This window comes from Acidimicrobiia bacterium (assembly GCA_036271555.1).
Classification (GTDB): domain Bacteria; phylum Actinomycetota; class Acidimicrobiia; order IMCC26256; family PALSA-610; genus DATBAK01.
This window is the reverse complement of the sequence record DATBAK010000093.1, coordinates 60,720-67,527: the sequence shown is the minus strand read 5'-3', so window position 1 is coordinate 67,527 and position 6,808 is coordinate 60,720. Positions and strand designations below refer to the sequence as shown.

Sequence of the window (6,808 nt, the reverse complement as noted above, 5' to 3'; positions counted from 1 at the left end):
CCCCCCCCCCCCCCGCGACTCATTGGCCGCCGAAGGCCCGGCGCAGCAGCGGCGTCTTCGCCTCGAGAACCTCGTCGTCGGTCTCGGGTCCGAAGCGCGGCATGTAGAGGTGGTCGCCGGCGGCGGTCGCGGCGGTCACCGCGGTCGCGGAGTCGGCCGGCGGGTCGAACAGCGAGGGTTCGACCTCGGTCCACTTCTGCGCCTTGGTCGCGCGGGCGCGCTTCGGTCGCGGCTTGGTCGCGACCGGCGTCGACTTCGCGGTCTGCGACTCGTCGCGCACGACGCGCAGCTTCTTCGCGCGCGGCTTCGACGCGGCGGCGGACGTGCTCGCCGCGCGCCGATCGTCGAGCTGCCACTGACGCGGCAGCACGAGCCGCGCGACGTGGCGTTCGCAGAGATCGCCGGGCTCGCGTGCGGCGGGATCGTCGGCGTCGGCGAGGTACGCGACGAGTGCGATCCGGTCGTAGGTCAACGTCGCCGTTGCCGGTGAGTTGCACCCTGACCGAGCACAGATCCGCATGGTTCGGACCTTACCGTTACGGCTGCGCGCGGCCGTGTATGGCAACCGTGTGTTCGAGCCGATGTACGTGACGGACGTGGCTCGCGTGCGGCAGAGTTCGTTCCCGCAAGATCGACATGCCGCGCGAGGCGTCCGGAGCGACGAGCGGCTTCCACACATCGGGTGCAGTCCCGTGCCGAAACGAGCGAGCGCGACCATGAATTCGGTGTTCAATCACGTCGGACAGTGCGTCCAGGACCTCGAGCGGGCGCGGCGGTTCTACGTCGAGCTCTTCGGCTTCGAGGAGGTGCGTCGCCTGCGACCGCCCGACGATCCCTCGGCGCGGCTGCTGCGCCTCGATCCGCCGCTCGGGATGACCGCGGTCTATCTCCAGCGCGACGGTTTCGTCCTCGAGCTGCTGCACTTCGCCGACCGGCCCGAGCCGTTGTTCCGGGCGCGCACGATGGACGAGCCCGGTCTCACGCACGTGTCGCTCAGCTGCGACCTCGAGCAGGTCGTGCCCCGCGTCGCCGAGTACGGCGGCGAGGTGCTCGCCGACACCGACATCGGCGGCGGCATCTTCATCCGCGATCCCGAGGGTCAGCTCGTCGAGCTGCTGCCGATGGCGTACGCAGAACGCATCGCGCGATCGTGACCACAGGAACGGGCGGGTCGCCCGGCGACGCGCCCGACCCGGGGGCCGACGCGTCAGGAGCGGCGAGCGGAGCGAGTGCGACCAGAAAGCGCGTGACGGTCCGCGTGCCCGCGACGAGCGCGAACCTCGGGCCGGGGTTCGACGCACTCGGGCTCGCGCTCACTGCCTACCTCGACCTCACGATCGGCGGCGATCCCCCGGCCGACGAGAACCATCTCGCGGTGCGCGCCTTCCGGCACGCCGGTGGCCGCGGCCCGATCTCGGTGCACGCCGAAGTCCCGGGTGGGCGCGGGCTCGGTTTCTCGGCCGCGGCGCGCGTCGCCGGGCTGTGCGCGGCCGCGATCCAACAGGGGAAGACGATCGTGCGCGTGCAGCGCGCGGTGCTCCGGGAGGCGACCGCGCTCGAAGGACATGCCGACAACGCCGCGGCGGCGCTGGTCGGCGGCCTCGTCGCGGTCGCGGGCGCGACGTTCGCGCGCGTGCCCCTCGCCGTGGAGCCCGCGGTCGTCGTCTGGATCCCCGACCGCGAGACGTCGACGAAGTCGTCGCGCGCGCAGCTCGGCACGACCGTGCCGTTCGAGGACGCGGTCTTCAACGTCGGGCACACCGCGCTGATGGTCGCCGCGCTCGCGGCCGGCGACGTCGGCGCGCTACGCGTCGCGTCGGAAGATCGTCTGCACCAGAGCTCGCGGCTCGCACGCGTCTCCGATTCGCGCCACGCGCTGCGTGCCGCGGTCGAGGCCGGCGCGTGGTGCGCGTACCTGAGCGGCTCGGGACCGTCGGTCGCGGCACTGGTCGCGCCCGGCCGCCCGGCGGAGGCGGTGGCCGCGGCGCTCGCGTCGACGGGCCGCACGGTCGTCCTCGGGGTCGATCACGAAGGAGCGCGGCTGCGATGAGGGTGAAGGACCGGCACGTCGTGGTGACCGGCGGCGCCAACGGGATCGGGGCCGCGCTGGCGCGCCGTTTCGCGGCCGAGGGCGCGCGTGTCGTCGTCGCCGACCTCGACGAGGAGTCCCTGATGCGCGTCGCGGCCGAGGTCGGCGGGCTCGGAGTGCCGACCGACGTGCGCGACGAGCACCAGATCGCGTCGCTCGTCGTCGCGGCCGAGTCGCAGTTCGGCGCGATCGACCTCTTCTGCTCGAACGCGGGCATCGTCGTACCGGGCGGCGAGGACGCGTCGGACGCGGCATGGGAGCGCAGCATCGGCGTGAACGTGCTCGCGCACGTGTACGCGGCGCGCGTGCTCGTGCCGCGCATGCTTGCCCGCGGCGAGGGCTACCTCCTCAACACCGCGTCGGCCGCGGGGCTGCTCACGCAGATCGGCTCGGCGCCGTACTCCGTGACGAAGCACGCCGCGGTCGCGTTGGCCGAATGGCTCGCGATCACGTACGGCGACGCGGGGTTGAAGGTGTCGGTGCTCTGCCCGCAGGCGGTGCGCACCAACATGACCGCGGGCACGGTCGAAGGCGGTGTCGCGGGCGTCGACGGCATGCTCGAGCCCGACGACGTCGCGGACGCAGTGATCGCAGGGCTCGCGGCGGAATCGTTCCTCATCCTCCCGCACCCCGTGGTGGGCGACTACTTCAAGCGCAAGGCCGACGACTACGACCGCTGGCTCCGCGGCATGCGCCGCCTGCAGGCGCGGTACATCGGTGAAGCAGGTGAGCCGTGAGCGAAGCGAGCAGGCGACCCGATGTCGTCCCATCCGGCGTCGCGGAGCGGCGAGCGAGCGCGACCAGAAGGGTCGACGGAGGGTTCCCGTCATGAAGAAGGTGGTCCGGCCCGACTGTTTCCCATCCCGCGGCTCGGAGCGGCGAGCGCAGCGAGCGCGACGGTGAGCGTCGAGCGCGCCGTCGAGGCGGTACACGCCGGGCTCGCGACGACGCGTGCGGAGCTCGAGGCGCAGGTGCGGATCCCGAGCATCAGCGCCGATCCCGAACACGAGGCCGACGTCGTCCGTAGCGCGGAGGCGAGCGCGGAGATGCTGCGGGGCCACGGCTTCGACAACGTGCACCTGGCGGCGGTCGAGGGCGCGCACCCGTACGTGATCGGCGAGGTCGTGTCGGATCCGGCGCTGCCGACCGTGCTCCTCTACTCCCACCACGACGTGCAGCCGCCGGGGTTCGTCGACCGCTGGCACAGCGATCCCTTCGAGCCGGTGGAGCGGAACGGCCGCCTCTACGGCCGGGGCTCGGCCGACGACAAGGCGGGCGGTGCGGCCCACGCGCTGGCGGTGTCGGCGTGGCTCGCGGTCGCCGACGCGCCGCCGTGCAACGTGCGCGTCCTCATCGAGGGCGAGGAGGAGATCGGTTCGCCGAACCTCGAGCGCTTCCTCACCGCGCACGTCGAGGAGCTCGACGCCGACGTGCTCGTGCTCGCCGACGCGGGGAACTGGAGCGTCGGTACGCCCGGCCTCACCACGTCGTTGCGCGGGCTCGCGGCCGTCGACGTGACCGTGCGCGCGCTCGACGGACCCGCGCACAGCGGGATGGCCGGTGGTCTCGTGCCCGATCCGGTGCTCGCGCTCGCACGCCTCCTCGCGAGCACCGTCGACGAGCACGGTGCGGTCGTGGTCGACGGGTTCGCCGACGACGTTGCGGTGCCCGACGCGCACGAACGGGCGCGCCTCGACGCGCTGGGCGACGACGCGAGCGCGTTGCTGCGCGCGTACGGCGTGCGCGAAGGCGTCGACGCGGTCGGCGATCCCGGTGCGTCGCCGTACGAGCGACTGTGGATGCGTCCGGCGATCACGGTGATCGGATTCGACTCGCATCCGATTGCGGGCTCGTCGAACCAGATCGTCGCGGCCGCGACCGCGCGGCTGAGCATTCGCCTCGCGCCCGGACAGCAACCCGAGCGCGTCTTCGAGCAGCTGCACGAGCACCTCGTGCGCAGGCTTCCCTGGGGTGTCGAGCTCGAGTACCGGCCGCGCGGCGGCGCGCCGGCCTGGCGCACCGAACCCGACGGACCCGCGTTCGCCGCCGCGCGTGCTGCGTTGCGCGACGGCTTCGGACGCGAGCCGGTCGTGATGGGCGTCGGCGGATCGATCCCGTTCGTCGGACCGTTCGTGGCCGCGTTCGGTGGCATCCCCGCGTTGCTGCTCGGCCCCGCCGACCCGTCGAGTCGCATCCACGGTGAAGACGAGAGCCTGCACCTCGACGACTGGCGCAAGCTCGTGGAGAGCGAGGTGCGATTGCTCGACGAGCTCGCGCAACGCTCGCGGCGCGACGCCGATGGGCGTGCGAGGCTGCAGGGGTGACGGGAGACCTTCATCGTTACGGTGCTGTCGTGACGTGGCGGGGCAGCACTGCATCCGGATACGACACCTACGACCGCACGCACGCGGGTGCAGCTCCACCCGCCGCCGCGTCGCTCACGCTGAGCGCGGATCCCGCGTTCCGCGGTGACGCCGCGATCCTCAATCCCGAGCAGTTGCTCGTGCTCGCGGCCGCGTCGTGCCAGCTGTTGTCGTTCCTCTCGGTCGCGGCACGCGCGCGCGTCGACGTCTGGGAGTACGACGACGACGCCGAAGCCGACATGCCGGAGCAACCGCTGCCGGTGAGCATTCGCGAGATCCGTCTGCGACCGCGCATTCGCGTCGCACCGGGCACCGACGCGGCGCGCGTGCTGCATCTCTGCGATGTCGCGCACCACGAGTGCTACATCGCGAACACGCTGAAATGCCCGGTGAAGGTCGAAGCCGCGGTCCACGTCGCCGACTGACCCCTCTGGTCGCGCCGCTCCCTTCGCTCGTGCGCGCGCCGACGACCCGCGCGCTCGGAGCACCTGAGAGGTCGCGCTCCGGGGCCAGGCAGGTTGCCGGTTTCGCACCTTTCGTGCGCTGCCTGGGGCGGACCATTTTCTGCCTGGTCCCCACGGAGCGCGTTCAAGGCTGAAACCCTTGTATTGCAAGGGATCGACGCGGGCTGGTCCGGTCCGGAGAAACCGTCGCGACGCCGTTTCCGGTTTGTGGGGGCGTCCGAGGCCGTCGGTACGGTCCGCGCTGTCCCACGGGAGCGGAGCCCGGTCGGGAGTCTTCCCCCTTCTGCCCAGGCGTCGATGCGCGCGCGAGCACAGGAGATGGCATGCAAGTACGGAAATGGAACGAGGTCTACGAGCGCCTCCATACCGAGGGGCCCGCGCTCGCTGGGGCTGCGAGCACGACGACGGCGGGGCGGAATGTCGTCGACCGGACGAACGAGCGGATCGAGGGCGACGGTCCGCAGCTCGACGTGTCGAATGTCGCGAACTTCGCGACGAGCGCGTCGCCGGTGCCGGTTGCGGCACACGGTGCGCGTCGTGCCGGCCAGCTCGGCCGGTGCCGGGCTCGGGCCCGGCGCATGTCCGGAGTGCTCGTCGGTCGCCGGCGCGGCACCGGGCGGGTGCTCGTCGGACTCGCGGCCGCGAGTCTCGTGATCGGTGGCTTCGCCACCGTCGGCGCCCGCGGCAAGAGCGCGCAGGCGACGATCTCGCCGGCGAACACCGTGCACGCCTTCGCCGGCGCGCCCGTGCTCACCGCGAACGTCGCGTCGAGCGCGCCCTACGCCGCGATCGCGTCGACGCCGTCGGGCGGGGGCTACTGGATCGCCGCGCAGGACGGCGGCGTGTTCGCCTTCGGCAGCGCCGGCTTCTTCGGCTCTGCGGGCGGACAGCACTTGAACCAGCAGATCGTCGGCCTCGCGTCGACGCCGTCGGGCCGCGGCTACTGGCTCGTCGCGCGTGACGGCGGTGTCTTCTCGTTCGGCGACGCAAAGTTCTTCGGCTCGGTCGGCGGCCGCTCCATCAACGCGCCGATCGTGGGCATCGCGTCGGCCGCCGACGGCAACGGCTACTGGCTCGTCGCTCGCGACGGCGGCGTGTTCGCCTTCGGTGACGCGTCGTTCCTCGGCTCCATCGCCGGGCTGCCCAACCACACCGACGTGACCGGCATCGCGTCGACGCCGACGCACCATGGCTACTGGCTCGTCTCGAGCGACGGCGGCGTGTTCGCGTTCGGCGACGCGGTCTTCTCCGGCTCCGAGGCACCCGAGCACGTCAAGGACGCGACCGGCATCGCCGCCGGAACCCAGGGCTACTGGGTCGCGCGGCGCGACGGATCGGTGCTCGGCTTCGACACCGGCGTGATCGCGGCCGCGACACCGGCGGTCGAAGCGCCGGGCGCGGCAACGGTCGGCGTCGCCGCCCGCGCGGGTGGCGGCTACTGGACCGTGCAGGCCCAGCAGCCCGACCTCGTCGATCACATGAACCCGTTCCTCGTGTGCACGCGTTCGCACGAGTCGAGTCACACGCCGCCGGCGTACGACAACGGCTACCAGGCCGTGAACCCGTCGGGTACGTACCGCGGTGCGTACCAGTTCTCCCGCTCGACTTGGAACAACGCCGCGTTGCGCGCCGGTCGCCTCGACCTCGTCGGCGTCGACCCCGCGCAGGCGAGCATCCCGGATCAGGACCTGCTCGCGCTCGACCTGTACCACTGGCAGGGCGCGGGTCCCTGGATGGGCCGCTGCTCCGGGTTGTAAGGCGCGCCGCGCCACCGGCAACAAGTTCTCGCACGACGGGCGGGTCGCTTTGCGGCCCGCCCGACGTGCGTGCCGAGGCGTCAGGAGCGGCGAGCGCAGCGTGCGCGACCAGAAATCTTGGGGCGCGGGCCTCCA

Annotated in this window: 7 protein-coding genes; 6 read left to right on the top strand and 1 reads right to left on the bottom strand. The window is 72.4% G+C overall.

The genetic code is table 11. The features are described 5' to 3' along the window. Positions 1-19: 19 nt before the first annotated feature. Complete coding sequence (locus tag VH914_21420; GenBank protein HEX4493776.1) at positions 20-520, bottom strand: DUF3499 family protein; 501 nt, start codon at positions 518-520, stop codon at positions 20-22. A gap of 196 nt (positions 521-716) precedes the next feature. On the opposite strand from VH914_21420, the gene VH914_21415 reads away from it, so the two are divergent. The 6 genes from VH914_21415 to VH914_21390 all read left to right on the top strand — a co-directional run bounded on the left by VH914_21415 (position 717) and on the right by VH914_21390 (position 6,673). Further along, positions 717-1,154, top strand: coding sequence for a VOC family protein (locus tag VH914_21415; GenBank protein ID HEX4493775.1), 438 nt, complete (start codon positions 717-719; stop codon positions 1,152-1,154). Between the two features lie 92 nt (positions 1,155-1,246). Continuing rightward, positions 1,247-2,050: a homoserine kinase gene (locus tag VH914_21410; GenBank protein ID HEX4493774.1), complete on the top strand. Its 804-nt coding sequence runs from the start codon at positions 1,247-1,249 to the stop codon at positions 2,048-2,050. Beyond that, positions 2,047-2,826, top strand: coding sequence for an SDR family oxidoreductase (locus tag VH914_21405; protein HEX4493773.1), 780 nt, complete (start codon positions 2,047-2,049; stop codon positions 2,824-2,826). Before VH914_21410 ends, VH914_21405 begins: the two co-directional genes overlap by 4 nt. Positions 2,827-2,988: 162 nt before the next feature. After that, a complete protein-coding gene (locus VH914_21400) occupies positions 2,989-4,413 on the top strand; it encodes a M20/M25/M40 family metallo-hydrolase (protein HEX4493772.1) in 1,425 nt (474 codons plus the stop codon). Between the two features lie 29 nt (positions 4,414-4,442). Beyond that, complete coding sequence (locus VH914_21395) at positions 4,443-4,877, top strand: OsmC family protein (GenBank protein HEX4493771.1); 435 nt, start codon at positions 4,443-4,445, stop codon at positions 4,875-4,877. A gap of 362 nt (positions 4,878-5,239) precedes the next feature. Next, positions 5,240-6,673 carry a hypothetical protein gene (locus tag VH914_21390; protein HEX4493770.1) on the top strand — a complete coding sequence of 478 codons (1,434 nt, stop codon included), beginning with the start codon at positions 5,240-5,242 and terminating at the stop codon, positions 6,671-6,673. The last annotated feature ends 135 nt before the right edge of the window (positions 6,674-6,808 follow it).

Bases quoted from the DNA above. Each gene is read 5' to 3' on its own strand.
- VH914_21420 (HEX4493776.1), bottom strand. From the start codon at position 520: ATGCGGATCTGTGCTCGGTCAGGGTGCAACTCACCGGCAACGGCGACG.
- VH914_21415 (HEX4493775.1), top strand. From the start codon at position 717: ATGAATTCGGTGTTCAATCACGTCGGACAGTGCGTCCAGGACCTCGAG.
- VH914_21405 (HEX4493773.1), top strand. From the start codon at position 2,047: ATGAGGGTGAAGGACCGGCACGTCGTGGTGACCGGCGGCGCCAACGGG.
- VH914_21390 (HEX4493770.1), top strand. From the start codon at position 5,240: ATGCAAGTACGGAAATGGAACGAGGTCTACGAGCGCCTCCATACCGAG.